The organism is Bacillus sp. FSL W7-1034, from assembly GCF_038593365.1.
In the GTDB taxonomy this organism is placed as follows: Bacteria; Bacillota; Bacilli; order Bacillales; family Bacillaceae; genus Bacillus; species Bacillus altitudinis.
On the sequence record NZ_CP151989.1, the window covers coordinates 2,745,553 to 2,772,243 of the forward strand.

The following is a 26,691-nucleotide window of genomic DNA, read 5'->3' on the forward strand; positions in this document are numbered from 1 at the left end:
TACCGATGGGTGCGTTCATTAGTTCGCGACAATATTGACAAGTTTTCCAGGAACCGCAATCACTTTACGGATTGTTTTCCCTTCAAGCTGTTCTTTTATCCGTGCATCATTTTTCGCAAGCTCTTCTAGCTGCTCTTTTGTTGCATCAGCAGGAACCGTTAATTTTGCTTTCACTTTTCCATTTAGCTGTACGACAATTTCCACTTCATCATCGACAAGTTTTGACTCATCATATTGCGGCCATGCTTCATAAGAAATAGACCCTTCATGACCAAGTTTATTCCAAAGCTCTTCCGCTACATGCGGTGCAATCGGAGAAAGAAGTTTCACAAATCCTTCTGCATATTCTTTCGGCAGTGTGTCAGCCTTGTATGCATCGTTGATGAACACCATTAATTGTGAAATCCCAGTATTGAAACGTAAGCCTTCATAATGATCCGTTACCTTCATGACGGTTTCATGGTAGCTGCGCTCTAATGCGCCGCCAGATTGCTCTGTCACTTTATCACTGATGGAGCCATCTTCATTTGTAAACAGACGCCATACACGATCTAGGAAACGACGAGCACCATCAAGACCTGTTTCAGACCAAGCAATCGATGCATCTAAAGGTCCCATGAACATTTCATACAGTCTTAATGTATCTGCACCATGAGATTCTACGATATCATCTGGGTTGACAACATTCCCTTTTGATTTACTCATTTTTTCATTATTTTCACCAAGAATCATTCCTTGGTTGAACAATTTCATGAACGGTTCTTTTGTTGGAACAACACCAATATCATACAAGAATTTATGCCAGAATCGTGCATATAGCAGATGAAGCACAGCATGTTCTGCTCCACCAATATACACATCAACCGGAAGCCATTTCTTTAGCTTTTCAGGCGATGCAAGTTCTTCTGTGTTATGTGGATCAATATAACGTAAGAAGTACCAGCAGCTACCTGCCCATTGTGGCATCGTATTGGTTTCACGGCGTCCTTTTTTACCTGTCACTGGATCGACGACCTCTACCCAATCTTTAATATTCGCTAAAGGTGATTCACCTGTTCCGCTTGGCTTAATCTCAGTCGTCTTAGGCAAAATCAGTGGAAGCTCTTCCTCTGAAACAGCTGAAGATGTTCCGTCCTCCCAATGAATAATTGGAATTGGCTCTCCCCAGTAACGCTGACGGCTGAACAGCCAGTCTCTTAAACGATAAGTGACTTTCTTTTCACCTTTTTGATGTTCTTCCAGCCATGCAATCGCTTTTTCAATTGCTTCTTCTTTCCCTAAGCCGTTTAAGAAATCAGAGTTGATGTGCTTTCCATCACCTGTGTAGGCTTCTTTGTCAATGTCTCCACCTTCGACAACCTCTTTGATTGGAAGATCGAATGTTTTGGCGAATTCATAATCACGTTCATCATGAGCAGGAACTGCCATGATCGCTCCAGTGCCATATGTGGCTAACACATAATCTGCAATCCAGATCGGCATCTTTTCCCCATTCAATGGATTGATGGCATAAGCACCTGTGAAAATGCCCGTTTTCGTTTTAGCAAGATCTGTTCGCTCTAAGTCACTCTTAGACTGAATTTCTTTGATATATGCATCAACTGCTTCTTTTTGAGCAGCTGTTGTAATTTTTTCAACTAGTGCATGCTCTGGTGCAAGAACGGCATATGTTGCACCAAATAGTGTATCAGGACGTGTTGTAAACACAGTAAACTGTTCGTCATGTCCTTCTACTTCGAAGTGAACATGTGCACCTTCAGAACGTCCAATCCAGTTGCGCTGCATGTCTTTGATGCTTTCAGGCCAATCAATGTCTTCTAAATCTTCTAACAGCCTGTCCGCATATGCTGTAATTTTTAGCATCCATTGCTTCATTGGACGTCTTTCAACAGGATGCCCTCCGCGCTCACTTTTCCCATCAATGACTTCTTCATTTGCAAGGACTGTACCGAGTGCTGGGCACCAGTTTACAGGTACTTCATCAATATACGCCAATCCTTTTTCGTACAATTTCAAGAAAATCCACTGGGTCCATTTATAATAATTCGGATCTGTCGTGTTAATTTCTCGATCCCAATCATACGAGAAGCCCAATGATTGAATTTGACGGCGGAAATTATTAATGTTCTCTTCTGTAAATTCAGCTGGATCATTTCCTGTATCCAGCGCATATTGTTCCGCTGGAAGACCAAATGCGTCCCATCCCATTGGATGAAGAACATCGTAACCCTGCATACGTTTCATACGTGATAAAATATCCGTTGCTGTGTATCCTTCAGGATGCCCTACATGAAGCCCTGCTCCTGATGGATAAGGAAACATATCTAGCGCATAAAACTTTGGTTTATCTTCCGAGTCAGATGTGGCGAATGTTTTATGTGTCAGCCAATAATCCTGCCACTTTTTTTCAATTTCCCGATGCTGAAAACTCAATGTGAAAACCTCCTTTAATATGTACGGCTTTATCTGCTCAGATGACCACTGCAAGAATTCAGATTTTTCTAAAATCAACAAAAAACCCTCATCCCTGGAAAGGGACGAGAGATTTTTTGGTTCCCGCGGTACCACCCTTGTTAGCGTCATGAACTGTTCATACGCTCACTTAATATCTTTAACGCAGACATGCGACAGAAGCTTTAACGCAACTGCAACTCTGAGGCGAGTTCAGAAGCAGATTTGATTGACTTTCACCAGCCGTCAATTCTCTAAAGACAAATACTGCTTTCCTACTACTCCTCTTCACTGTTCTTATCGTAACCGTCATCTAAGTAGTATTTTATAGAATTATGATCATAAGTGCAAGCAGGTTTGTATACAATGGGAATGTACCCTAGACTAGGGTAAAGTGAGGATATTATTCGTGTGGAGATCGGTTATGACGGTTGGAGCCTGCATCCTGTGAACGTTCTTCTCTCACAAAATCGAAGCTTCGCAGAACTGCTTCTCCTCCGTAACCTGAAATAATGGATAAGATGATCAAGTGCAGACTAGATTCGGGATTTGAGGATAAGACAAGCAGTGTAGCAGCAATCATCCCAACGAGCCAATCTTCAATAAACCCTAGATAAATAAACTTCTTTGTCATTCTGGGCTTCTCTAGCCTGCCTTTTTTCTTTACGTGACCGAGAATGCCCATGACCCCTCCAATGGCGCAAGCAATAATGACTTGTTGCAGCATTTTCATCACCTTCCTAAAGCCCTTAGAATAGTAAAGCGACTTCAGGCTGTCCAGCCCCCTGTAATGCCATTCTGCTGTTCCGTCATAATCCATGTAAAAGGTCTATTCTCTCTAACGAAGAAAAAAAGCTTGTTTCTTCCATTATATGTGAATGACCCAAAAACAATCTTGATGCATTGGAATCATTTTCACCTAATCCATATTAACTATTTTTGTCATTTTATGAATTATCCTCAAATGATTCCTTCTTTTTCTAATGAAAAGTCTCCTTACTTACTCTATTCTAATGGAGGACAAACTATGATGACAAATTTAACAAAGCGATTGCAATCATTGAAACAGAACATATGTTATGTTACGTTTAAAAAGAATTCATTTGGTTTTAAAAAAACCATCTTAAATGTCTGATAGCAGCAGCAAAGGAGGGTAATATGGTCAGCTCGAACATCTTCGGCTTGCAAAAACAGCTTGAACTCATAAAAAAAGCGCTGGATCATGCGCGGATTGGTGTTGTCATTACAGACCCTTCTTTAGAGGATAACCCTATCGTTTATGTGAATCATGGCTTTACACAAATGACTGGATATAAACCAGATGAGATTCTTGGACGTAATTGTCGATTCCTCCAAGGAAAAGACACAAATCAAGAGCAACTTGCCTTAATACGTCACGGAATTCAAAACAAAACACCTATTACCACACAGCTCAAAAATTATAAAAAAGACGGTACTTTTTTTTGGAATGAACTCAATATAGACCCTCTATACATTGAACAAGATGACAAAACATTTTTTATTGGCTTTCAAAAGGACATTACAAAGCAGAAAGAATATGAACAACTCCTAGAAGATTCCTTACAGGAAGTCACCTCTCTGTCGACGCCAATTGTCCCAATCAAAAATGGTGTTTCCGCTCTTCCACTCATCGGAAAATTATCAGAAGAACGCTTTGATGCTATCGTCGCGAAGTTAACTTGTATATTAGAAGATTCAAAGGATGATTATTTAATTGTCGATCTTTCTGGTTTAATTGATGTCGATGATTCCGTTGCAGCGCGAATTTTCAAACTGCATCACCTGCTGAACTTAACTGGAACTGAACTCATCATCACTGGGATCAAACCACAGCTTGCGATGAAAATGAAAGACTTAGATACAGACTTCCAGAATACGATCACTTATTTAACGGTAAAAGAAGCAATCAAAGGATTGCCATTAGCTGAAAACCCTGTATAAACAGGGTTTTTTTAATTGAACCGCTCCCCAAAATGGAAAAATGAGGTATGATAGGTGTAAATAGTGATATAGGGGGGCTGCCAGATGATAATGTTACTCATCATAGGTCTTTTATGTATTTGTTTCGCCATAGGATATGCCGTCAATTATTTATTACTTAAACACCAAAATCAACAAATCTTTTCAAAAAAACTCTTCTATCCTTTTTTGACCATTGGTCTTGTTTTTTCTATTATATCATTACCGTTTGCCGGCACAGGTGCTCCGAAAGCACAAGCAGATCCATCTTCTGAACAGCTGAAAGAGCAAAAACAATTAGCATCTGACATTTCTCGTCTAAAGGAAGACAAAGAAACGCTGACGGCCTCTTTAGAAGACGTGACCAAAGAAAAAGAAAAGCTATCCAAGAAATTAGAAACCATCACCTCCGAAAAGAAGACAGTCAAACAGCAAGAAAAAACCATCCATGAGCTTGAAGAGAAAATAGACAAGCTCACCTCTACAAACGAAACACTCAAAAAAGAACACCAGAAAGTAAACAAAGACACCATGTCATCGGCCCAGCGATCTGCTCCTAAAGATGATGGGTCGAATACTGGCGGTCATGAGTCACAAAAAGAAACAAAAAAAGAATCTGCCGCCTGTAATATTAAAGGAAGTGTCAACGGCATATATCACACACCGAGCAGCAGATACTACTCACGGACAAAAAACGTGACCAAAATGTTCTGCTCCGTAGAAGAAGCTGAGCGTGCAGGGTACCGGGCACCAAAGCAATAAACATCTTTTGACGATAAAAAAACCTCCTGTCAGCCCAATATAGGTACAGGAGGTTCTTCTTTAAATTTCTCTTCTTAATGCTGTTAATACATTCGTTTTTGTCGCCTTACGTGCTGGATTGAGTCCAGAAATAATGGCGACTCCTGCACTAATCACTGTTGCTGTGACCACAAGGCTTAGCGGAATATAGGAGAAGGTGATCGAGAATTGATCACTTGATCCCCCTTCAGACATGGAAGACAAAATTGCTGGAATGATTAAATTCACTGCAAAACTAACGATGTACGAGATGATAATCCCGATGATCGATCCAATCACCCCAATATAAGCACTTTCCATGAGGAACATTCGCTTAATAATGGAAGGATTCGCACCGATGGCTTTCATGATCCCAATCTCTTGTGTCCGCTCTGTTACGGCCATTGTCATCGTATTGAAAATGCCGATCGCCGAAATAATTACCGCAATACATCCAACAAAGATGAGTCCAATTTTAAAGACTGTAAAGAACATATCCATTCCTTCAAGCTGATTCGTCACAGAGATGACTTGATAGCCGTCATCTGTCAGCTTATCTGTGAGCGCACCGACATTGTCGAACTTATCAGCATAGACAGACGTCATTTTTTCGACATTTCCTGCATCAGGAGACAGATCGAGCACTTGACTAAATTCTTTTTCATAAGCATTCGGAATAAGAATTTTATGATCCTGCTGCCACTCCAAATTCGGTTTCTTCAATACACCGACGACACGGAAATCGAACGTCTTTTCTTTCACCACTTCATTTTCTTCATTCAGTTTCGGCACCTTGATTTGAATGACTTTGTTTAAAATTTCCTTCGTATAGCCTTTTGGCTCTTCCGGTGTCTCTTCACCATTTGATGTCTGATTCATTTCTTTTTCATAGTCTTTTCGTTCTTTTTCCGTCCAAAGTTGTTCTGCCATTTGATACCCAACTACAATTTCATTCGCCGATGTTGGGACTTTTCCACGGTCTAGTTCAAGGCCTGCCTCTTTTTCTTCTTTCATATCTGTCAGTACAGCCTGCGTATCACTTGAGCGATTATCGAGCTCGACGTGAACCGATGGAATGATTGACGTTCTTGCAACGACAGATTTCGCATGATCATATTTCTTTAAATCGTCAACCTTGACGTCACCTTTTTCTTTGCCTAACACTTTAATTTCTGTGATAATTTGTTGTTTCATGATTTCATCTTGAGCCGATTTTTGCAGACCAAAACCAACTGACGCTAGAACGATTAAGAAAGAGCATGCCATTGTCGTTGCAAGTATGGTCATAAACACACGCAATCTATTTTTCTTCATATTTCTTCTGATGAATTTGACCTGATCTCTAAATTTCAATGGACTGATCCCCTTTCTTTAATACACCATCATGAAGCTGGAACGTTGTGTCTGCGATTGAAGCGACTTCATCGTCATGTGTAATGATGACAAATGTAATTCCTTTTTCACGATTAAGCTGCTGGATAAAGGCTAGAATTTCTCCTTCAGTTTCTGAATCCAGACTGCCTGTTGGCTCATCCGCTAAAATAATAGACGGATTAAGGATCAAGGCTCTTGCAATACTCACACGCTGCTGCTGTCCACCTGACAGTTCATTAGGATAATGTCCTGCGTGATGTTCCAGTCCAACTCGTTTCAGCATTTCCTTTACTTTCACTTTTCGCTCAGACGGCTTCACACCTTTTAAAGTGAGCGGAAGTTCAACGTTCTCATATGTTGTTAAACTCCCGATCAATTGAAAGCTTTGAAAGATAAAGCCAAAATGATCTAACCGAAAGTCTGCCCATTCCTTCTCATTAAAGCCGGTCACATTGGTGCCATCAACCATAATTTGTCCGCTTGTTGGCGTAATATATCCCGATATTAAATTCAGTAAAGTTGATTTCCCCGAACCGCTTCGTCCGACGATACATGCAATTTCGCCTCTTTTAATAGACAAGTCAATGTCTTTGAGCACAGGAATCTCGTTCTCCCTGCCCTTTTTCCCAATTTTAAACACATGATCTAACGATTGAATTTGAATCATCTCTACTCCCCTGCTCTCTGTTTATCTTTTTCGATAGATTAAGAAATAACTCGTCAGTGCGCCTACAGCTCCACCGATGCACATGCCAACAAAATATCCAATTAATGAATCTGAAGAGAAACCAACCCAGCCAAACCCTAAGACGCCAAACACGATCACCATAATTTGAATTGGGCGATCCATTATTGAATAAAGGAAGAATCGGCCATTTCGTTCAATTGGATGTTTAATAAAGCTAAACAAGCCTATAAGGTAAAATAGCAACATCATGACAATTGGAACGATGTATTCTTCACCATTGAACCAAAGCGGATATTCCTGATAAAAACTGTTAGCTGTAATATAAGTAATGGGGGAAATGGGCGTGATCAAAAAATTAAAGATTTTATCCAGCCACATCCCGCTTGTTTTAAAGATAAAATCTAAATGAAGGATTGGTAAACCAATCACTAAGTAAGGTAAAATAGCTGTACTAAATCCAACGATTGCTTGAGAAATAGCACTCCCTGTTAAAGCACCTGCTGCAAAAAACAAACTATAGATCATCAAGGCTGACAACAATGCAGAGAAATAATGACTGTTGAATCCAGGTGTCTCTATTGGCCCAAGACCTAATTTTAATAAATAAATGAGAAGGTATGAAACAGCATGAACACTTGCAATAATTCCAGCACCTAAGAAAAACTTTGTGTGAAAGATGGAACTTCTACTAAACGGCAAGGATACGGTAAAGTCCATCTGCCCTTTATTTCTTTCAAATCCTAGCTGAATCACAGCAAAAAATATTCCCATGACCCATGAAAGTGAGAGAAATGCGTCCGTCTTAAAAATATAAGTGAATGTTGTTGTATCCATTAGACATTCTCGGTTTTCTAGACAATCTTGAAAGGATGAGTATTCCATTAAAAAGGATAATGGCGTCGCAAATACCGCAACAAGCATCACTAAAATGAATGTCAGCTCAGACTGCTTCCATTCCTTATATAACAATTGCCGCTTTACCATCTGCGTTTCCCTCCAAACTTCGCAATGAATACTTCTTCTAAATTTACAGGCAGTTCATGCCACACTTTTGGTTCAAGCGATTTCAAATACTCTTTTGCTTCTTCATCTGTTTTGAGTACAAGTGCTGTATAGAACACACCCGCTTGATCTAAGATGGCAACGCCTTTTTTTCTAATACTTAAGTTCATATCCTCTTCAAATGCCATCTGGATTTTAACGTAGTCATTCTTTAATTCGTCTAAATCCATAACACTTGTGAGCTGATTTCCTTCCAAAAACCCGATTCGGTTACACATACGCTCAATATCCTCTAAACGGTGAGATGTAATTAAAATCGTTGTTTGTCGTTCTGCCACCTCGTCAATCATCAGCTGAAGAACGTCATTTCTTGTGACTGCATCAATCCCGTCTGTCGGCTCATCTAACAAAATGACTGCTGGTTTGATGGCAAAACTTAAAATGAGGGATAGCTGCTTCTTTAAACCTGTCGACAATTCACGGTATTTCACTTTTTCCGGAATCTCATACCGGTTCACCAGCTCATTGGCATATGTCACGTCAAACTTTGGATACAGTTGTTTTAACAGCTTCACAAGCTGTCCATAATTGTACCGGTCAAAGTAGGGATTTACGACTGGCATATACACAATATTTTGCTTCACTAACGGGTGGTCTTTTACGAGTACATCTTTAAAATAAATCTCTCCTTCATCTGGAAGAAGGATTTGCTGAATCAAGCGAAGAAGTGTTGTTTTACCAGAGCCATTCCGGCCAAGCAGACCAAAGATCTCTCCTTCGCCTATCTTGAAGGAAACGTTGCTGAGTACTTCGCGTCCATTTAATTTCTTTGATACATTTCTGACCTCAATCAACTTGTTTTCCTCCTTTTAGACTTGAGCTGATCTCCTCCAGCCACTCTTTGAGTTGATGAATATCAATACCGGCATAATGAGCTTCAATAATGAGTTGCCTTAATTGCTCCTTCATCTCTAACACCTTCCCTTCATTCAGCTTTAACTGTGCACCTTCTGTCACATACGTTCCACGGCCTCTTAATGTTTCAATAATTCCTTCCCGTTCAAGCTCTTTATACGCTTTGCTGACGGTGTTTGGATTCGCAATAATAATGGTGGCAAGCTCTCTCACAGAGGGCAGTTTGTCACCTGGTTTCATCACGCCTTTTAAGCACAAAATTTTTAACTGCTCAATGATTTGTTCATATATTGGTGCAGCGCTTCTTGGATCTATTTGAATCATGATGGCTCCCTCTTTTCTCATTCATGCTTTTGCAGTCCTATCGCTTGATCATGTCCTTGCATTAAAGGGACCGAATTTGGAATAAAATCTTTTTGAACTTCAAAACCAATGAAAACGAGAACGAAAAAAAATGTACATGCTAACGCAACAGCCAGCACCATCCACTTTAAATTGATTGGTTTTTTTTCTTTTTTCATGGTTAAACACCTTTCTTCACGTTTAAGTGTCTGTAGTGTATTAGTTGATGTAGTACACTTAATACAATATAGACACTTAATTGAAAAGTCAAGAGACTCTAGAAAAAAATAGGCAGACGAACCAGATAAAATGACGAAGCTACTTAAAAGCTTTCGGAAGCCAGGTTTGCTTCTGGTTTAGGGTGTTCAACACGTTAATAACTTTCATAATTGCCTGAAAAAGTGCATAATAAAAGACCCCGAATATTGAGGTCTCTACAATGTTTTAATTAGATACTATTACTTTGTTTTTGGACTTGCTTTTGAACAGGATTAGCACCCACCATACTAATAAAAATATATAGCCTATAACTGTAAAGATAGACCAAACTGCACCCTGTCGCAATTGACTAAATAAGTGTTCAAATTCATTCATGCCTTCTACTCTACCAATGCTATTTATCAGGCTAATAATCGGAATTGTAACAGTAAATACAATGGTTAGAATGGACAATCCCCTATGTTTATTTTTCACAACACTGAATATTGCGGTTCCTAATGTTGCTAAGAAAAACAAGTAATATAATGCCCAAAACCAATCAGGAAGAGTCTCCAACATTTCTTCTACCCCCTTGAAGATATTAGCAATTTCTATATATAACATACTTTAACAGAACAAAAACCTATTACAAATATATATCCAAAAACAACAATCTTTGCGAAAACAGCCAAAAAATAAAAACAGACCCTTAAAAGAAGGATCTGTTCATCATTCGTTCTCGTATGAAATACCTAAAATCATTTGGTTTTGCAGACTTTGAATTTGTACACGCGTTCTGTCTAAACGTTCTCTTTGCTGATCATTGGCGACATCTTTTAACTTTTCTAATTCATTCACCGCATCCTCAAGCATGAGCTGCGCTTTTGAAAATTCTTCTACGTTATAATGTTCTTGGCGAGAGCTCAAATCAAACTGTTCGCTTGCAAACTCAAGAGTCTCAGTGCTTTTTTGGACAAATTCATCGATTGATTTTCTAGTTGCCATCTAGCCATCCCTCCATTTCATCATTGCTCTCGCCTATTTTGCCCACGTAAAGCTTTTTCACTAAAGAAAATGTTGGACAGATTCAATTGTCCTCTTTCGTGATTTTTGTTAAACTTTAAGGATGCCTATTATTATGCAAGGAGGTTACTGACTTGGATCAGCATAACCCTTTTTTATATTCAAACAGCGAAAAACGTTATCACACATGGAATTATCATTTGCGTGAGCACTTTGGTCATAAAGTATTTAAAGTCGCATTAGACGGCGGCTTTGATTGTCCAAACCGTGATGGTACTGTCGCACATGGAGGCTGCACATTTTGCAGCGCAGCAGGATCTGGTGATTTTGCAGGGAACCGGGCGGATGATCTCATCACTCAATTTAATGAAATCAAGGACCGGATGCATACAAAATGGAAAGATGGAAAATACATGGCGTATTTCCAAGCTTACACAAACACACATGCGCCGCTTCCTGTTTTAAAAGAAAAATACGAAACCGTCATGAATCTGGATGGAGTGGTTGGTTTATCGATTGCCACAAGACCTGATTGTCTGCCAGATGACGTCGTGGAATATTTAGCTGAGTTAAACGAACGGACGTATTTATGGGTTGAACTTGGTCTACAAACTGTACATGAGCGGACAGCGATGCTCATCAACCGTGCCCATGATTATGAATGCTACGTAGAAGGTGTAGAAAAACTGCGAAAACATGGCATTCGAGTCTGTTCACATATCATCAACGGTCTTCCTCTTGAAAACCGAGATATGATGATGGAAACAGCAAAAGCTGTCGCTGATTTAGATGTGCAAGGAATTAAAATTCATCTACTTCACCTCTTAAAAGGAACACCGATGGTAAAGCAATATGAGAAAGGCAAACTAGAGTTTCTCAGCCAAGAGGAATATGTCCAGCTTGTCTGTGATCAGCTGGAGATCCTGCCCCCAGAAATGATTATTCATCGTATTACAGGCGATGGTCCCATTGAATTAATGGTAGGTCCAATGTGGAGTGTGAATAAATGGGAAGTGCTCAATGCCATTAATGCTGAGCTTGAAAGACGTAACAGCTACCAAGGTAAACGCTTCGTCAGATTGGAAGAAGCGGCAAAATGATTTTAAAACGGATGCTCCCTTTTAGTAAAGAGCTGTTAGAACGTGCTTGTCAAAAAGGCGATATTGTCATTGATGCAACGATGGGAAATGGCCATGATACACGCTATTTAGCTGACCTTGTCGGGAGAGATGGACAAGTTTTCGCATTCGATGTACAGAAGGAAGCCATTGAGCAAACAAGCAAAAGACTTGGTGAGCACTATCCAAACGTTCACCTGATCCATGACGGACATGAACAACTTGCTGAACATCTGCCAGCGGATGCTTATGGCCACATATCTGGTGCAGTGTTCAATCTTGGGTACTTACCAGGAGGCGATAAAACCGTCACGACTCAGGCCCATACGACCATTGAAGCGATCAAACAGCTCATGGATTGGCTTAAGCCTGGAGGTCTGATCGTTCTTGTGATTTACCACGGTCATCCCGAAGGAAAAAAAGAGAAGGACATCCTTCTTGATTATTGCAAAACACTCCATCACGAAGAAGTACAGGTAATATCTTATCAATACATGAATATTCAAAACGATCCGCCCTTTGTGGTAGCCATCGAAAAAAAACTCAAATCCTCTTAATGGATTTGAGTTTTATTATTTAATAAGCGTATTGGTCAATGATTTCTTCAAGCACTACTTCCAGCTCTTCTGCATCTGCAAGCTCTGATCGAGTAAAGCGGACACGTACAAGCTGTTCTCCGTCATTATACATTTCTTCCAGCCAGCCACGCAGCCCTCTTGCTCTGCGGTCAACTTCAAAAATGAGATCTAGCCCCTCTTCATCAATGAAGAAAATCACCTCTAACTCATCAAGCATTTGACGATAATAATCGGAAGTCGGTATGAACTCAAACTCTTGAACAAAGGGAAGGCGGCGCCTGAAATAAGGTGCTTCTTCGCAGTCTGCTTCATGAAGGTGAAAGCCTAAGTTTCCAACAGCTTCAAGCACACGATTCACCCAAGGGTGTGCGTTTACAAAAATGCGGTCATGATCAAATTTATCAATACCACCTTGAATATCAAGGTCTGTCACAACAGCCACCTCTACTTTACCTACAGTCATTGGAGTATCAAGAGGAAGGTGAAACGAGAATGTAAACTGCTGAGCTTCCGCAGGCTGAATCGTGAATGATTCAGTCACTCGGACAGAATGGATGGTTGTGTGTTTTCGTTGCTCTTCATCATCTTTTACAATGGTGTACCATGTTTTCAACTTTAAATCAATATAGCGAATATCTTGAGGCACTTTTCCGCCCTTCACATGGACTGTTCCCTTTACTTCTTCTCCCGGTTCATACGCATCTTTCTCCAAAATTGTATCCACTTTTGCTGCACCGATTCCTACACTTGCTGCAAACTTTTTAAAAAATGACATATTCGACCTTCCCCTTTTTTAAAATTTCCAACAAACATACGCCATAAGAAGGAGATACGATTCGCTTGATTCATACTTTTCTCCTACTTTTCGTACACTAAGAATAATATCGGCAGCAAATAAGAGGATTGTAATCATAAAAGAACTGTACATGGCCCAAAGCGAAACAGTTCAAAATAAAAAAGCTTGTAGAAAAACATTTTCTACAAGCTGATGAGCTTATTTTATACGTTAAGAAGATTTCATCCAAGGCATTTTCTGATAGGTTCGATAGGCTCTGCCATTGATATAGAAAAAGAACGATGTTTTCCCGCTTGATTTGATCAACCGCTTTGCCAGCTTGTTCATCTCTTTTTGAGCTGTCACTTTTTCATCAGACAAATAGACCGCAAGTAACCCTCTATTGATTAGTTTGTGAAAATTCTCGTGTGGAATGCCTTTCAGCTGTTCATCCGCTTTTTCAATAAAATGCTGTAGTCTATCCATCATCTCATGATGAGAGTTGTAGTACGAGCAAAAATTTAAATCGCCTTCCAGCCTGTCCTCTTCTTGGTCGATTAAATAGTCCAGTAAGATGTGCAGACCTTGAATATAAGGGAAATAGCTTTCGTAAATTTGCTTCGCCTGCTTCTCTGTAAAATCAGGCTGCAGTGCATAAGCCACAAGACAGAAAATACCCAGCGTTGATCCTGCACATGCGGAAAACTCATACCACTCCATCTTCGGTAAATCCTTTTCATACTGGCGGAACCATGACTCTAATCGAGGTTCACGCTCATGAGGAACCACATGCTTATGTACTTGTAAATCACTATAATAATCACACAGCGTATGTAAATAGGGCTGAATGATCGGATAATGTGCTAGACGTGACAGCACATCTTGGCACGTCCTGACTAGCGCATGCAGGTACCCATGATCCTCTTGATCATCACGGAATTGATAATACGGCTTAAGCTCCGCATGAATATCGAGTGCATCTCTCATTGCCTGATGCAGCATATGAAAATCCTTTGGATCAAGTGATGTACTGCGGTCACATAAGTTATCTAAATAATCGCTAATCGTTTGGTACGCCACAATGAATTCAATACACGTTTCCTTCGCTTCACCTGCAAGCAGAGATAAAATTCCCCCGCCTTCACAGTGAAAGGTTTTACTGGATATGCTCGCTAGTGCCTGCGTTCTCAGTTCTTCATTTTCAATCATTTCTGCATGAGCCCGCCACTTTTTTAGCTCCTGATGAACTAGCGGAAAAATATCTTTATACACCTTCGTCATCAGTGCAAAAGGACGTTCTGGTACTGACAAATCAATCCACCCCCAACTTAAGCTCACAATCAAATATATTGATCAGTAAAGGCTCTTGCCGCCTTAAACACATCTTCTCGCTCGGGCTCATTAAAAATTTCATGATAAAGCCCTTCCCATTCACGGTATGATTTATTGGTTGATTCAATGCCATTGAACCATTTCATCACTCTTGTTTTATCTACAATCTTGTCATCGCCTGCCTGCATGAGCAGGAGTGGAATCGACCGAAAAACATTCGTAGGCTGCATCGCCGCATCGATATTTTTCACCAGTTCTCGATACCAGCGAACCGACACCTTCGTCACATAAAGCGAATCATTGGAATCTGCCTCTATCACATCTTGATTCCGTGTAGCAAGTTCGATCGACAGCCCAGATTCGACTTTAAAAGACGGCGCCAGCACATTTAGCCCTTTTGACGCAAAATCCATCAGCTTCTTCGGTTTAAATTGCAGACCTAAACAAGGTGATGATAAAATAAGGCCATCAATCTTCGTATGGGTATACTGCTTGAACCATTCAATCGAAATCAGTCCCCCCATACTATGTCCAAGTAAAAATGTCGGAAGTCTGAACGACTTCGCATGTTCAATCCATTCATCCACTGTATCAATGTATTCTTGAAAAGAACGAATGTGGCCTCTCGCACGTGTCGATGTCCCTTGCCCAGGCAGATCACCCATGACGACGTGATAGCCTGCATTTCGCCACATTTCGATCAGCCATTTATATCGGCCATGATATTCACTAGCACCATGTACAATGACAATTGTACCAACCGGTCTTTCAGCATGCCAAGTCCACAAAGTAAACACCTCACAAATGTTGTATTAAGAAAGGAAGTCGAAAAAGTGATTTATCCATATCATCAGTTTACACCTGAGATTCATGAATCGGTCTTTGTTGCAGAAAACGCCACCATTACAGGTGATGTCACAATTGGAGAATATTCAAGCGTTTGGTTCCAAACGGTCATTAGAGGCGATGTAGCTCCTGTCAGAATTGGAAAAAACGTCAACATTCAAGACTTATCCTGTCTGCATCAAAGTCCTGGAAAAACACTTCTTATTGAAGATGGTGCTACCATTGGACACCAAGTCACATTACATAGCTCTATCATTCGAAAAAATGCCCTCATTGGCATGGGATCCATCATTCTCGATGGTGCGGAAATTGGCGAAGGAGCCTTTATTGGTGCAGGTAGCCTTGTCCCGCAAGGAAAAGTCATCCCAAAAGGTTCACTCGCTTTTGGCCGTCCAGCCAAAGTCGTTCGCCATTTAACAGATGAAGATATCCAAGACATGGATCGTATCCGCAGAGAATATGTAGAAAAAGGACAATACTATCGTTCCCTTTTATCGCGTTAACATCATACATGTATCTTCACTTTATCATGTTTTTTTCAGGATATTAAGCAATAACTGTGTACCGCTTGTTATTTTACCCTTTTCCCCCACTTTCTATCATGACAAAAAAGGTTTTCAGCACAAAGCTGAAAACCTTTTTCATTAGCTAAAAATAACTTCTTTCGGCTGGTGATTCAACTGCTCTGGATCAATGCTGCGCTCTACATAGATGCTATGCCAGATCATAAAGATCAGGACAGTCCAAATCTTACGGCTATGATCTGCTTTTCCAGCACAATGATCATTTAATAAATCAAGAACATATGCCTTGTTAATGTATTCATCTGTCTGACTGTTTTTAATGATATCTTTCGCCCAAGCGTTCATCTCATTTTTCAGCCAATGACGAATTGGTACAGGGAAACCTAGTTTTTTACGGTTTAACACATGGTCCGGTACAATGCCTTCTGCTGCTTTACGCAATAAATATTTCGTTGTGCCGTCTTTCGTTTTCAGCTCTTCTGGAATTTTAGAAGCTGCTTCAAATACGACCTTATCAAGGAATGGAACACGAAGCTCAAGAGAATTCGCCATTGTCATCTTATCTGCTTTCAGCAGGATATCCCCGCGCATCCACGTATGGATATCAACATATTGCATTTTGTTAATATCGCTGTAGCCTGCACTTTCCTCGAAGTATGTTTTCGTCACGTCACGATACGTGATGTTCGGATCATACTGCTTTAAGAGGTTTTTCTTCACTGGCTCTTCAAAGATTTTAGCATTGCCGATATAACGTTCCTCTAATGGCGTACAGCCGCGAACGATAAAGCTTTTCCCTTTCATTCCTTCTGGCATTAAACGAGCCAGACGAAGAAGAAGCTTTTTCAGCATGGATGGTACAGATTCAAAAGGCTTTAGAGATAGCGGCTCACGGTAAATATTATATCCACCGAACAGCTCGTCTGCTCCCTCACCTGAAAGAACAACTGTGACTTGTTTTTTCGCTTCTTTTGCTACGAAATACAATGGAATCGCCGCTGGATCAGCCAAAGGATCATCTAAATGCCAGACGATCTTTGGAAGCTCATTCATATATTCCTCAGGAGAAATCACAGCACTAAAGTTTTGCAATCCCAGCTTATCAGCTGTTTCTTTTGCTACATCTACCTCACTGAATCCATCCTGCTGGAAACCAACAGAGAATGTCTTCAGTTCAGGGTGAAATTCCTTTGCGACCGACACGATGAAAGAAGAATCGATCCCACCTGATAGGAATGAACCAACAGGCACATCACTTCTCATGTGGACTTTTACAGAATCATAGATAGCATCACGTACTTCTTCTACTAATTTCTGCTCTTGTGTTTGTTCAGGTTTGAATTGAACTTTCCAGTAAGTCTTAAATGCAATGTCTTGGCCTGGACGCAGTGTAAACTGATGACCTGGCTCAACTTTGTGCACTTTTTGATCAAGTGTATTTGGCTCAGGAACGAACTGAAAAGACATATACTGCTGCAAAGCAGTCTCATCAAATAAAATGTTCTCATTCACAGCCATTAAGCTTTTGCGTTCAGAAGCAAAGTACACTTGGTCATCCATTTGTGTAAAATAGAGCGGTTTAATGCCGAAAGGATCTCTTGCGCCATATAATAACTGCGCTTCTTTATCCCAAATCAAAAATGCAAACATCCCGCGAAGCTTCGATGCCGCTTCTTCTTTATAGTGGCGATATGTGGCAAGAAGGACTTCCGTATCAGAATCTGTGCTGAACGTATAGCCTTTTTTCACAAGCTCTTCTTTCAGCTCCACATAGTTATAAATTTCTCCGTTGAAAATAATCCAATATTTTTCATCTTCATAAGAAAGCGGCTGCTTTCCGTGTTCAACATCTATAATACTTAAACGTCTAAATCCAAATCCTACATGCTCATCATGAAAGTACCCCTCATCATCCGGACCTCGATGAACGATGAGACGATTCATTTGCTTAATTAACTCTTCCTGCTCAGTAGTTTCGGACAATGGACGGTGATTAAATACACCAACAAACCCACACATATTATTGCCTCCACGTTATGTTATTTCTTAAAAGTAGACCTATAATTAGACAGTATTTTGTCCAATTTTGTTTCACATTTTTACGCTTTTTGTAGAATTTTTTTTAATCAAAAGGAAAACCGCTTAAAATAAGCGGTTTTGTATGTTGTTATTCTCCTAATGCTTCCTTGCGAAGCGTGTCGGCTTTATCCGTTTTTTCCCATGGAAGATCCAAGTCATGACGGCCAAAGTGACCGTATGCAGCGGTTTGTTTATAGATCGGACGACGTAAGTCAAGCATTTTAATAATGCCAGCTGGACGAAGATCAAAGTTTGCACGTACCACTTCAATTAATTTCTCTTCAGAGGCTTTTCCTGTTCCAAATGTATCAATTGAAATGGAGACAGGCTGTGCAACACCAATTGCATAAGCAAGCTGCACTTCACATGAATCTGCAAGACCAGCTGCTACGATGTTTTTCGCTACATAGCGAGCCGCATATGCTGCCGAACGGTCAACCTTCGTTGCATCCTTACCAGAGAAAGCACCTCCACCGTGACGAGCATACCCGCCATAAGTATCAACGATGATTTTACGTCCAGTTAAACCAGCATCCCCTTGAGGTCCACCGATAACAAAGCGGCCTGTTGGGTTGATGAAGTATTTTGTTTCTTCATCGATCAGTTCACTTGGAACGACAGGGCGGATGACATGCTCTTTTAAGTCGCTTTGAATTTGTTCAAGCGTCACTTCTGGTGCATGCTGTGTAGAAATAACCACCGTATCAATACGAACTGGTTTGTTTTGTTCATCATATTCAACTGTTACTTGAGTTTTTCCGTCTGGACGAAGGTATGCAAGTGTTTCATTCTTGCGTACTTCTGTTAAACGGCGAGATAATTTATGTGCAAGAGAAATCGGCAGTGGCATAAGCTCTTCAGTTTCGTTGTTTGCAAAACCAAACATCAGACCTTGGTCACCTGCACCGATCGCATCAATTTCTTCTTCAGTCATTGTTCCTTCACGTGCTTCAAGCGCTTTGTCTACACCTTGCGCAATATCAGCAGACTGTTCATCAATTGATGTAAGAACCGCACATGTTTCCGCATCAAAACCATATTTCGCACGTGTGTAGCCAATTTCCTTAATCGTGTCACGCACCGTCTTTGGAATGTCGACATAAGTAGACGTTGTAATCTCACCGCTTACTAATACGAGACCGGTTGTTACAGAAGTTTCACAGGCAACACGTGCATTTGGATCTTTCTTTAAAATTTCATCCAAAATGCTGTCTGAAATTTGATCACAGATTTTATCTGGATGTCCTTCGGTCACTGATTCTGAAGTAAATAAACGACGATTTTGACTCATAATGGCTATTTCCTCCTGTACAAGACCACATCATCCCAAGATGAGGCCTCCAATATGATACGGAACTCGTTCCCTCTTATATTTCAACATGTTTATATTAGAGATGTTATTGGCAATTTGTTCATATGATATCCCAAAAATAAAAAAACCATTTCCTTCATTGCGAGGAAAGGGTCTGAGATCGCATGCCTTTCACTCTTATCGCTCAAGGTGTTCTTGTACCTTGCATCAGGTTAGCACCTTGGTTTCTCAGCATGTTCATGCCTTTTTCATAAGAAACCGGTTGCTGGGCTTCATCGGGCCTGTCCCTCCACCAACTCGGGATAAGAGTATCCGTTCAATAAGATATCTTATCTTAAACCCTTGCGTCATGTCAATGGTTCATAGGAATTATCTCCCCTTTTTTTCACCTCATCATTAGCATCACCAAAAAGCATATTTTCATAGCAGAAATGAAAAAACACACACAAAAATGTTTAAATAGTATAGACTATTATTATCAATGTGTTATACTAATCAAAACAAACAAATTCAACGGTAAAGGAAGGGTTTTTTTATGAACTCAGTGGATTTAAAAGAAGATTTGCAGTCATTGCTCTCATTAGAAAATACGCACCAAAATTTATCTGTTCCGAAACTTGTTGAAAAGATTTTGGCACGTAATGAAGGCGTTTTAACTTCAACTGGTGCTGTGCGCGCCACAACGGGTGCCTACACTGGACGTTCGCCTAAAGATAAATTCATCGTAAAAGAAGAAAGCTCTGAACATAAAATTGATTGGGGTCAAGTCAATCAGCCGATCTCGAAAGAGGCATTTGATCGTTTATATACAAAGGTTGTGTCATACTTAAAAGAACGTGATGAACTATTTGTCTTTGATGGTTTTGCCGGTGCTGACGAAAAATACCGTATGCCAATTACAGTTGTAAATGAATTCGCTTGGCACAATCTTTTTGCAAAGCAGCTATTCATCAGACCTGATGGATCAACACCATCATCAAACGAAAAACCTTTCACCATCTTATCTGCACCTCACTTTAAAGCAGATCCTGAAACAGATGGCACAAACTCTGAAACGTTTATTATCGTTTCTTTTGAAAAACGGACGATTCTGATCGGTGGAACAGAATATGCAGGTGAGATGAAAAAATCCATTTTCTCTGTTATGAACTACCTGCTTCCTGAACAAGATATTTTATCAATGCACTGCTCTGCTAACGTCGGTCAAGAAGGCGATGTTGCTTTATTTTTCGGCCTTTCAGGTACTGGAAAAACGACGCTTTCTGCAAGTGCAAGCCGCAAGCTGATTGGAGACGATGAGCACGGTTGGTCTAACACAGGTGTCTTCAATATTGAAGGCGGATGCTATGCAAAATGCGTGAACTTAAGTGAAGAAAAAGAACCACAAATTTACAAAGCCATCAGCTTCGGATCAGTGCTTGAAAATGTAGTACTTGATGAAGAAACACGTGAAGCAGATTATGATGACACATTCTTTACTGAAAATACACGTGCGGCTTACCCAATCGAAATGATTGATAACATCGTGAAACCAAGTATTGCAGGTCACCCATCTGCCATCGTCTTTTTAACAGCTGATGCATTCGGTGTTTTACCTCCAATCAGCCGTTTAACGAAAGAACAAGCCATGTACCACTTCTTGAGCGGTTACACAAGTAAATTAGCGGGAACTGAGCGTGGCGTGACGTCACCAGAAACAACGTTCTCTACTTGCTTTGGTTCACCATTCTTACCACTTCCTGCTCATGTCTATGCTGAAATGCTTGGTAAAAAAATCGATGAGCACGGCGCAAAAGTATTCCTTGTGAATACAGGCTGGACTGGCGGCGGCTACGGTACGGGCAAACGAATGAATCTTGCTCATACAAGAGCAATGGTGCAGGCAGCGATCGAAGGCGATCTTGACAACGCTGAAATGATCACTGACGACATCTTCGGGTTACACATCCCGCTTCATATTCCAGGAGTGCCAGATGAAGTGCTTCAGCCTGCTAAAACATGGGACGATCAAGAGGCTTACAAAGAAAAAGCAAACTTCCTTGCAAATGAATTTAAAAAGAACTTCAAAAAATTCAGCCATGCAGCAAGTGATATTGAAGCAAAAGGCGGACCACTCGTCTAATCAAAAGGAAAAAGCTGAGGGATTCATTCCCTCAGCTTTTTTAGTTCGTTGAATGTAATGACACAAGACGGTATGTCACCTTCGTGATATTGTCTGTGAGCTCCAGCTTTTCAACATGTGCTGTCCCTGTTTTTTCTCCGTCTTTCGTTTTACGCACCTCAAGCGGAATATTTAATGGATAAATGCGGTACCCTTCCTTCATGAGCTCAAACACATTTTCTTCAATTCTTGTCTCTTTTCCTTTTGTGACAATCATTGTATTAAATTCAACAGGCATTCCCATAATGAAAATCCCCCTACTTTCTATATTTCTTTCTACCGTTTATTTTACCACATTTCCGCCTTTTCGGCTGTGCATCCATGTCGTCAACCGTCTGACAATCTCCCGGTTATGCTGTGGCGGGAAATAATGATGATATCCGTGAAAATACCATGTTTCCACAGACTTGCCATGCTGACGCAGGGCATCTTCTAATAAATACGCATGCTCAATGGATACATTCTCATCCAGCTCCCCATGAATGATTAGGACAGGTGCTTCAATTTGGTGCACATGATTCAAAGGCGTTCTAGCCTCATATGCTTCTGGTACCTTATGCGGAGGACCTCCTATCACACGCTTCATCATTCTTCTCATATCCACACGTTCTTCATAGGTGAGCTTCATATCACTTACGCCTCCCCATGTCACAAAGGAAGCGGCCTCATGCTTCATTTCAACAGCGGTCCATATGCCCATAATTCCGCCGCGGGAAAAACCAAAGATATGAATGCGCTCCTGCTTCACCTTTTGATGATGTTTCAACAGCTGAAATGCAGCAAATGCATCTTTCCGATCTTCTCCGGCAAAATCCTCGTTCCCTTCGCCTCCTTGATTCCCTCGGTAGAAGGGCGCAAAGACGACAAACCCTTGCGCAGCAAATTGCACAATTCGGCCAGGTCTAACCATTCCCACATTTTTAATGCCGCCCCGTAAATATAAAAAACCGTCATAGAGACCTTCTCCGGCCGGTTCAGCGAGCAGCCCCTTCATCCGAAGTCCATCGGCCTCATATGTCACTGTATATAAGTGAATATGCGGATGTGGCGACGGGAACCTTCTCTTTTCCACAATCACTTGAATTCTCTCCTTTTCATTCGGTGTTACGTCAAATGCTTGATAATGGCCTCTGCGACGAGCTGTCCTGATTTTGTCACCATCGGAGTGCCGCCGCCTGGATGACTTGTGCCGCCAACAAACCAAAGTCCTTCAATATCCTTTGATTGATTATTGATGCGAAAAAACGCCTGCTTGAACGAGTTTGACGACATGCCATAAATGGCCCCATGATACGCTCCCGTTTTTTGCTGCAAATCAAACGGCGTTTGTACCGCTTCAAATTCTACAAGCTGGTCAAGATCAAAGAGACCCTTTTCCTTTAGTTTTGTTTTCATATGCTGGCCATATGTCTCCTTTAGCATGTCCCAATTTTGTTCTTTTGTCACATATGGCGCATTGGCTAATACAAACAAGTTACTTCTTCCTGGCCCTCCGCTTAAAGCTGGCTCTGAATGACCTGAATAACAGATGTAAAGCGTCGGATCATGAGGAAGCTGTTTTTTCTGAAAAATATCCTTGAATTCTTGTTCATAATTCTCTGGAAAAAACACGTTGTGATGAGACAGTTGTTCATAGACTTTAGGGACGCCCAACAAAAGAACAAAACCTGATAACGATGGCTCAATGTTTGCCAGTTTTTGATTTCCAAAGCTCGGGCGGTCTTCTTCATCAATTAATTGACGATAAACAGTCAGTGCATCTGCCCCCGCAATGACTTGATCTGCTTCATATAACTGCTGATCCGTTTCAACTCCTTGGATTCGCTTATTCTTTACATGAATCTTTTTGACTGATTCATTGAGATGAATTTGGACACCCAATTCCTTTGCCAGTGTCTCAAATGCCTCAACTAAACGATATGTACCGCCCTTGATACCATAAATGCCTTTTTCTCCTTCTAAATAAGCCATCATATTAAAAATAGCAGGTGCCTCGTATGGAGAAGAGCCAATGTAAGTCGCATACCGGCCAAACATCGCCAATGTATGAGGATGACGAAAATATTGACGCAGCAAGCGCTGAACAGATGTAAAAGGTTTGACAGCAAGAAGGGCTTTCATTAGCTTGACATCCGCTTTATCCTTCCAGGTCAATAATAAACGATTTAAAAACTGATCCTCTGCCATTTGAAAAAGCTTCTTCGATTCCTGTAAAAATGCCCGGTATTGCTGTGCATCCTCTGGACTAAAAACTGCAATTTGTGATTCCATTTGCTCAATATCTGGCGTAAACTCGACCGTATGTCCATCTGAAAAAACATTTTTAGTAAGGGGGAATATCGGATAAAACGTCACATAATCCTCCATTCGTCTATGACAGGAGGTAAATACTTCCTCAAAATACGCCTTCATTGTAATGGTACTCGGTCCTAAATCAAAAGAGTAGCCAGACGCTTGATGGCGCTGTAATTTCCCGCCTAATACAGCTTCTTTTTCTAAAATGGTGACCTGGAAACCGCGTGACTGTAAGCGAATCGCAGCCGATAACCCGCCAAGTCCGCCGCCAATAATGATCACTTTTTTCATTCGTACCTTCTTCCTTTCCATTCATAGCCTTCTTTTTTCAGCCCAATTTTCATAGAAGCAAAACCAATGGCAATCAGGCTCATGATACTGACAGGCAATAAAAAGGCCATCGTAGACGTTCTTCCATTTTCGATATCAATGATCGCTTTAATGGATACACCCAGCCCGTAGCAAAGAAGGGCTAAACAGAGATCGACCACATCAAAATGAATCAGTGCGATCATAAAGCAAATAACAGGAACTACATAAAGGACGGAGTATAAACAAAAGACACTGCTTAACAAAGCAATGTTTCGATTCACTCCCGGGAACAAATTTTTCCGATATCCTTCCCATACTTCCTGTCCACTCTCATACATTCTCATGTAGACAAAAGAATGAATACTTGCCAGTGTGAACGGAAAGCCCTTCTCTTTCACTCGTTTAGCCAAAGCCATATCATCCACAAGAGAATCCTTGATCGCTTCATGACCACCTATTTCGTGATAACAGTTCTTTTCAATGGCAATAAAGCCGCCATGTGCTGCGGCAAAAGCAGGATGTTGAGATGTTCTGACCCACTTCACTGGCAGATGACAGCCAATCGTAAACATCATCATAGGAACGACAAGATGCTCAAAAGGCGTTCCCGTTTTTTGCTCTGGGAAACCTGAAAGCATGCCCGTTTTTTGTATGCATAACTGCTTGTACACCGCTTCAATAGCTCCTTGTTTTAAGCGGACATCTGCATCTAAAAATAACAGCCAATCAGAAGATGCTGCCTCAGCAAGCTGGGAACAAGCATATGATTTTCCAAGCCAGCCGCGCTTCAATACTTGACCTGACTGAACGCGAATCCATGGATATGTCTCTGCGAAGCCCTCTGCAATCATTCTCGTCTGATCTGTCGAGTGATCATCCAGCACGATCAACTCTTTCGGATGGAGACGCTGATCAACAATCGACTGAAGGCAGGCTTCCAGCCGTTTTTCTTCATTTCTCGCTGGAATGAGGATCGATAATGAAATGCGTTCATCAGGTGAAAGAGATGCCGGCTTGAGTACAGGAAATTGCTTCATATTCCAAATCGTAAACATCAATTGGCAGAGCAGCAAAACACTGATGACAATTAAGAAGATCGCCATGTTTTCACCCACTTTTTAAAGGAATCAAACGCATCACTAGTTGACCGGCTTGTCCTTGTCACCTGCCTAAAATGTTCGTTTGTTGAAAAATCTGGATCAGCAATAACCTGTGCTTGATGTGCGTTTAACTGTGTTTCAAGCAGGTCTCCGAGTAAACTTGTTACTTCCTTACTCCGAAGTGATCGGCCAGCTACCAGGACATCTTCTCCAAATTCAACCGATACCGTCGGTTTTTGAAATTGATTAAATGTATAATGCAGCGTCACAGGTTTGATGACGACCTGCTCAAATTGCCTGACTAAAAAAGAAGCTCCGCCTTCCAGTTCAAGCGGCCTTATGTCTTGGTGCATAATTTTCCCCTGCGGAAAGAGCCACACAGCCCCGCCAGCCTCCATCTTCTCCTTTGCGGTCATTAATGCCTGCTTGACACTTTTCAGCTTCTCTTTATGAACTGGAAATGCACCAAGTTTTTGAAAAAAAGCATATTGCTTTAACTGCTTCTCTTCCATCATCATGGCATGATCCAGCTCAGACATTTGTTCTATTAAAAGAAAAATGATCAGTCCATCCCACCATGAACTGTGATTAGCAAGATAAAGAACAGGATGCTTCTCCTTTGGGTCAACCGTACCTTTCATCATGACACAGCGAAAATGTTTGTTCAGTAAATATCGTTCAAGATAAAAATAAAAGAGTCGTCTAAACGATCGGTTTTTGTCGCTTTCTTTCAAATCGAACCCTTCCTTCACACAAGATGACAATGATCAGTGCTAAATAAAAAATGACATCCAGCCCGCCCTTTAATGCTAAAAGACCAAAGAAGAACACCATGGCCTGATAAATACGCCCATTCCAGCGCAATGCCTGCTGATCAATTGATATAAGCGGGAACAGAAATGAAAGTCCTGCTCCAATGATACCCCAGCTGACAAAATTCTCAAAAGGGATACCAAAGAAACCTCCGCCGTCATACCACACCCAAAACTTTCGTTCAGCCGCTACCGGATCTAATATGAGATCAAGCAGTACAATCCATATACCCGTTTCGACGGCTCGTTTCCACTTCGATTGTTGTCTTGATAAAAAAAGACTATTTAAAAACACACCAACCCATGCAAAAGCGATCGTCAAAGGCACTCCCGCCACAAGAAATCCAAGTGTCGGATAATAATCATAGGCCCCAAATGGAAAATCAGTTGTGATCCCCACCCATTCAACTGTAAACGTCAACACACCCACAATGGCTGCTCTTACGATCACAAAGCTCCATGCCCCGTAAATATTTCGGCCAATCTCAATGACGCAGCAGGCGTAAAGCACAAGAAAGATACCATTCGCAAACTGAAGCCATGCCGGCACTTCAAAAAAGACCATTAAAATAAGACCTACTACATACCAACCAACAAATACCCAACTCAATCTATACACGAAACCGCTCCTTTATTTCTGCCAAATTCAAGAAAGCATTCATGCTTCTAGTATAGAAAAAAAGACACGTTCTAT

At 40.9% G+C, this 26,691-nt stretch carries 27 protein-coding genes, 1 riboswitch and 1 other annotated feature; of the genes, 6 read left to right on the top strand and 21 right to left on the bottom strand.

Annotated features, from left to right (window positions below; all coding sequences use genetic code 11):
* Positions 1 to 18 precede the first annotated feature (18 nt).
* Together leuS and NST73_RS14095 are read right to left on the bottom strand one after the other, a co-directional pair.
* On the bottom strand, positions 19 to 2,433 hold the full coding sequence (leuS, locus tag NST73_RS14090) for a leucine--tRNA ligase (protein ID WP_342499159.1): 2,415 nt from the start codon (positions 2,431 to 2,433) through the stop codon (positions 19 to 21).
* 97 nt (positions 2,434 to 2,530) lie between these two features.
* Positions 2,531 to 2,752 (bottom strand) — a binding site (T-box leader).
* 102 nt (positions 2,753 to 2,854) lie between these two features.
* Positions 2,855 to 3,184, bottom strand: a complete 330-nt coding sequence (locus tag NST73_RS14095) for a DUF4257 domain-containing protein (protein WP_008343006.1) — start codon at positions 3,182 to 3,184, stop codon at positions 2,855 to 2,857.
* Positions 3,185 to 3,609: 425 nt separating this feature from the next.
* On the opposite strand from NST73_RS14095, the gene NST73_RS14100 reads away from it, so the two are divergent.
* Both NST73_RS14100 and NST73_RS14105 read left to right on the top strand, forming a co-directional pair.
* Entirely contained in the window at positions 3,610 to 4,413 is an 804-nt protein-coding gene (locus NST73_RS14100; RefSeq protein WP_007501884.1) for an STAS domain-containing protein, read from the top strand.
* 84 nt (positions 4,414 to 4,497) lie between these two features.
* Complete coding sequence (locus NST73_RS14105) at positions 4,498 to 5,193, top strand: hypothetical protein (RefSeq protein WP_342499160.1); 696 nt, start codon at positions 4,498 to 4,500, stop codon at positions 5,191 to 5,193.
* Between the two features lie 60 nt (positions 5,194 to 5,253).
* Here NST73_RS14105 and NST73_RS14110 read toward each other — a convergent pair whose 3' ends face one another.
* The 8 genes from NST73_RS14110 to NST73_RS14145 form a co-directional block, all read right to left on the bottom strand.
* Positions 5,254 to 6,564 carry an ABC transporter permease gene (locus NST73_RS14110; RefSeq protein WP_008342997.1) on the bottom strand — a complete coding sequence of 437 codons (1,311 nt, stop codon included), beginning with the start codon at positions 6,562 to 6,564 and terminating at the stop codon, positions 5,254 to 5,256.
* Entirely contained in the window at positions 6,554 to 7,252 is a 699-nt protein-coding gene (locus NST73_RS14115) for an ABC transporter ATP-binding protein (RefSeq protein ID WP_007501890.1), read from the bottom strand. The genes NST73_RS14110 and NST73_RS14115 overlap by 11 nt, the downstream gene beginning before the upstream one ends.
* A gap of 21 nt (positions 7,253 to 7,273) precedes the next feature.
* Positions 7,274 to 8,257, bottom strand: a complete 984-nt coding sequence (locus NST73_RS14120; protein ID WP_047945254.1) for an ABC transporter ATP-binding protein — start codon at positions 8,255 to 8,257, stop codon at positions 7,274 to 7,276.
* On the bottom strand, positions 8,251 to 9,129 hold the full coding sequence (locus NST73_RS14125; protein WP_007501894.1) for an ABC transporter ATP-binding protein: 879 nt from the start codon (positions 9,127 to 9,129) through the stop codon (positions 8,251 to 8,253). The genes NST73_RS14120 and NST73_RS14125 overlap by 7 nt, the downstream gene beginning before the upstream one ends.
* Positions 9,122 to 9,514: a GntR family transcriptional regulator gene (locus NST73_RS14130; RefSeq protein WP_024719312.1), complete on the bottom strand. Its 393-nt coding sequence runs from the start codon at positions 9,512 to 9,514 to the stop codon at positions 9,122 to 9,124. The genes NST73_RS14125 and NST73_RS14130 overlap by 8 nt, the downstream gene beginning before the upstream one ends.
* Before the next feature lie 17 nt (positions 9,515 to 9,531).
* Positions 9,532 to 9,711 (bottom strand): hypothetical protein, encoded by a 180-nt coding sequence (locus NST73_RS14135; protein WP_008342991.1) that lies wholly within the window; start codon positions 9,709 to 9,711, stop codon positions 9,532 to 9,534.
* Positions 9,712 to 9,976: 265 nt separating this feature from the next.
* The gene (locus tag NST73_RS14140; protein WP_061419967.1) at positions 9,977 to 10,309 is read right to left on the bottom strand and encodes a hypothetical protein; all 333 of its coding nucleotides are present in this window, start codon (positions 10,307 to 10,309) and stop codon (positions 9,977 to 9,979) included.
* 150 nt (positions 10,310 to 10,459) lie between these two features.
* A complete protein-coding gene (locus NST73_RS14145) occupies positions 10,460 to 10,735 on the bottom strand; it encodes a YtzC family protein (protein ID WP_017367895.1) in 276 nt (91 codons plus the stop codon).
* Between the two features lie 152 nt (positions 10,736 to 10,887).
* Here NST73_RS14145 and NST73_RS14150 point away from each other — a divergent pair, with 152 nt between their 5' ends.
* Together NST73_RS14150 and NST73_RS14155 are read left to right on the top strand one after the other, a co-directional pair.
* Positions 10,888 to 11,853 (top strand): TIGR01212 family radical SAM protein, encoded by a 966-nt coding sequence (locus tag NST73_RS14150; RefSeq protein WP_017358356.1) that lies wholly within the window; start codon positions 10,888 to 10,890, stop codon positions 11,851 to 11,853.
* On the top strand, positions 11,850 to 12,428 hold the full coding sequence (locus tag NST73_RS14155) for a class I SAM-dependent methyltransferase (RefSeq protein WP_017367896.1): 579 nt from the start codon (positions 11,850 to 11,852) through the stop codon (positions 12,426 to 12,428). The genes NST73_RS14150 and NST73_RS14155 overlap by 4 nt, the downstream gene beginning before the upstream one ends.
* Before the next feature lie 19 nt (positions 12,429 to 12,447).
* Here the strand turns inward: NST73_RS14155 and NST73_RS14160 are convergent, their stop codons facing one another.
* The 3 genes from NST73_RS14160 to NST73_RS14170 all read right to left on the bottom strand — a co-directional run bounded on the left by NST73_RS14160 (position 12,448) and on the right by NST73_RS14170 (position 15,344).
* Complete coding sequence (locus tag NST73_RS14160) at positions 12,448 to 13,224, bottom strand: sporulation protein (protein WP_008342983.1); 777 nt, start codon at positions 13,222 to 13,224, stop codon at positions 12,448 to 12,450.
* A 231-nt stretch (positions 13,225 to 13,455) separates the two neighbouring features.
* Positions 13,456 to 14,535 carry a tetraprenyl-beta-curcumene synthase family protein gene (locus NST73_RS14165; RefSeq protein WP_017358359.1) on the bottom strand — a complete coding sequence of 360 codons (1,080 nt, stop codon included), beginning with the start codon at positions 14,533 to 14,535 and terminating at the stop codon, positions 13,456 to 13,458.
* 29 nt (positions 14,536 to 14,564) lie between these two features.
* Positions 14,565 to 15,344 (bottom strand): alpha/beta hydrolase, encoded by a 780-nt coding sequence (locus NST73_RS14170; RefSeq protein ID WP_019743683.1) that lies wholly within the window; start codon positions 15,342 to 15,344, stop codon positions 14,565 to 14,567.
* Positions 15,345 to 15,389: 45 nt separating this feature from the next.
* Between NST73_RS14170 and NST73_RS14175 the strand changes: the two genes are divergently transcribed.
* Positions 15,390 to 15,905: a gamma carbonic anhydrase family protein gene (locus NST73_RS14175; protein WP_251210875.1), complete on the top strand. Its 516-nt coding sequence runs from the start codon at positions 15,390 to 15,392 to the stop codon at positions 15,903 to 15,905.
* Positions 15,906 to 16,046: 141 nt separating this feature from the next.
* Here the strand turns inward: NST73_RS14175 and asnB are convergent, their stop codons facing one another.
* Both asnB and metK read right to left on the bottom strand, forming a co-directional pair.
* Positions 16,047 to 17,945 carry an asparagine synthase (glutamine-hydrolyzing) gene (asnB, locus tag NST73_RS14180; RefSeq protein ID WP_008342976.1) on the bottom strand — a complete coding sequence of 633 codons (1,899 nt, stop codon included), beginning with the start codon at positions 17,943 to 17,945 and terminating at the stop codon, positions 16,047 to 16,049.
* Between the two features lie 148 nt (positions 17,946 to 18,093).
* On the bottom strand, positions 18,094 to 19,296 hold the full coding sequence (gene metK, locus NST73_RS14185; RefSeq protein WP_008342973.1) for a methionine adenosyltransferase: 1,203 nt from the start codon (positions 19,294 to 19,296) through the stop codon (positions 18,094 to 18,096).
* Positions 19,297 to 19,491: 195 nt separating this feature from the next.
* A riboswitch (SAM riboswitch) is annotated at positions 19,492 to 19,626 on the bottom strand.
* A gap of 226 nt (positions 19,627 to 19,852) precedes the next feature.
* Here metK and pckA point away from each other — a divergent pair.
* Positions 19,853 to 21,439, top strand: coding sequence for a phosphoenolpyruvate carboxykinase (ATP) (gene pckA / locus NST73_RS14190; RefSeq protein WP_073415740.1), 1,587 nt, complete (start codon positions 19,853 to 19,855; stop codon positions 21,437 to 21,439).
* Positions 21,440 to 21,479: 40 nt separating this feature from the next.
* Here the strand turns inward: pckA and NST73_RS14195 are convergent, their stop codons facing one another.
* From NST73_RS14195 to NST73_RS14220, 6 genes are read right to left on the bottom strand one after another with little or no spacing between them, the layout of a single operon-like run.
* The gene (locus NST73_RS14195) at positions 21,480 to 21,722 is read right to left on the bottom strand and encodes a DUF2584 domain-containing protein (protein WP_017358362.1); all 243 of its coding nucleotides are present in this window, start codon (positions 21,720 to 21,722) and stop codon (positions 21,480 to 21,482) included.
* A gap of 39 nt (positions 21,723 to 21,761) precedes the next feature.
* Positions 21,762 to 22,556, bottom strand: coding sequence for a prolyl oligopeptidase family serine peptidase (locus tag NST73_RS14200; RefSeq protein ID WP_017367901.1), 795 nt, complete (start codon positions 22,554 to 22,556; stop codon positions 21,762 to 21,764).
* Positions 22,557 to 22,582: 26 nt separating this feature from the next.
* Positions 22,583 to 24,064, bottom strand: a complete 1,482-nt coding sequence (gene crtI / locus NST73_RS14205) for a phytoene desaturase family protein (protein ID WP_342499161.1) — start codon at positions 24,062 to 24,064, stop codon at positions 22,583 to 22,585.
* Positions 24,061 to 25,188 carry a glycosyltransferase gene (locus tag NST73_RS14210; protein WP_342499162.1) on the bottom strand — a complete coding sequence of 376 codons (1,128 nt, stop codon included), beginning with the start codon at positions 25,186 to 25,188 and terminating at the stop codon, positions 24,061 to 24,063. The genes crtI and NST73_RS14210 overlap by 4 nt, the downstream gene beginning before the upstream one ends.
* The gene (locus tag NST73_RS14215) at positions 25,173 to 25,919 is read right to left on the bottom strand and encodes a lysophospholipid acyltransferase family protein (RefSeq protein WP_039168332.1); all 747 of its coding nucleotides are present in this window, start codon (positions 25,917 to 25,919) and stop codon (positions 25,173 to 25,175) included. The genes NST73_RS14210 and NST73_RS14215 overlap by 16 nt, the downstream gene beginning before the upstream one ends.
* Positions 25,888 to 26,616, bottom strand: coding sequence for a carotenoid biosynthesis protein (locus tag NST73_RS14220; RefSeq protein WP_138278910.1), 729 nt, complete (start codon positions 26,614 to 26,616; stop codon positions 25,888 to 25,890). Before NST73_RS14220 ends, NST73_RS14215 begins: the two co-directional genes overlap by 32 nt.
* Positions 26,617 to 26,691: the final 75 nt, after the last annotated feature.

What these genes read in the sequence shown, in the direction of transcription:
- NST73_RS14095 (WP_008343006.1), bottom strand. Translation starts at nt 3,184, where the DNA reads ATGAAAATGCTGCAACAAGTCATTATTGCTTGCGCCATTGGAGGGGTC.
- NST73_RS14100 (WP_007501884.1), top strand. Translation starts at nt 3,610, where the DNA reads ATGGTCAGCTCGAACATCTTCGGCTTGCAAAAACAGCTTGAACTCATA.
- NST73_RS14105 (WP_342499160.1), top strand. Translation starts at nt 4,498, where the DNA reads ATGATAATGTTACTCATCATAGGTCTTTTATGTATTTGTTTCGCCATA.
- NST73_RS14115 (WP_007501890.1), bottom strand. Translation starts at nt 7,252, where the DNA reads ATGATTCAAATTCAATCGTTAGATCATGTGTTTAAAATTGGGAAAAAG.
- NST73_RS14120 (WP_047945254.1), bottom strand. Translation starts at nt 8,257, where the DNA reads ATGGTAAAGCGGCAATTGTTATATAAGGAATGGAAGCAGTCTGAGCTG.
- NST73_RS14130 (WP_024719312.1), bottom strand. Translation starts at nt 9,514, where the DNA reads ATGATTCAAATAGATCCAAGAAGCGCTGCACCAATATATGAACAAATC.
- NST73_RS14135 (WP_008342991.1), bottom strand. Translation starts at nt 9,711, where the DNA reads ATGAAAAAAGAAAAAAAACCAATCAATTTAAAGTGGATGGTGCTGGCT.
- NST73_RS14140 (WP_061419967.1), bottom strand. Translation starts at nt 10,309, where the DNA reads ATGTTGGAGACTCTTCCTGATTGGTTTTGGGCATTATATTACTTGTTT.
- NST73_RS14145 (WP_017367895.1), bottom strand. Translation starts at nt 10,735, where the DNA reads ATGGCAACTAGAAAATCAATCGATGAATTTGTCCAAAAAAGCACTGAG.
- NST73_RS14155 (WP_017367896.1), top strand. Translation starts at nt 11,850, where the DNA reads ATGATTTTAAAACGGATGCTCCCTTTTAGTAAAGAGCTGTTAGAACGT.
- NST73_RS14160 (WP_008342983.1), bottom strand. Translation starts at nt 13,224, where the DNA reads ATGTCATTTTTTAAAAAGTTTGCAGCAAGTGTAGGAATCGGTGCAGCA.
- asnB (WP_008342976.1), bottom strand. Translation starts at nt 17,945, where the DNA reads ATGTGTGGGTTTGTTGGTGTATTTAATCACCGTCCATTGTCCGAAACT.
- metK (WP_008342973.1), bottom strand. Translation starts at nt 19,296, where the DNA reads ATGAGTCAAAATCGTCGTTTATTTACTTCAGAATCAGTGACCGAAGGA.
- pckA (WP_073415740.1), top strand. Translation starts at nt 19,853, where the DNA reads ATGAACTCAGTGGATTTAAAAGAAGATTTGCAGTCATTGCTCTCATTA.
- NST73_RS14195 (WP_017358362.1), bottom strand. Translation starts at nt 21,722, where the DNA reads ATGGGAATGCCTGTTGAATTTAATACAATGATTGTCACAAAAGGAAAA.
- crtI (WP_342499161.1), bottom strand. Translation starts at nt 24,064, where the DNA reads ATGAAAAAAGTGATCATTATTGGCGGCGGACTTGGCGGGTTATCGGCT.
- NST73_RS14210 (WP_342499162.1), bottom strand. Translation starts at nt 25,188, where the DNA reads ATGGCGATCTTCTTAATTGTCATCAGTGTTTTGCTGCTCTGCCAATTG.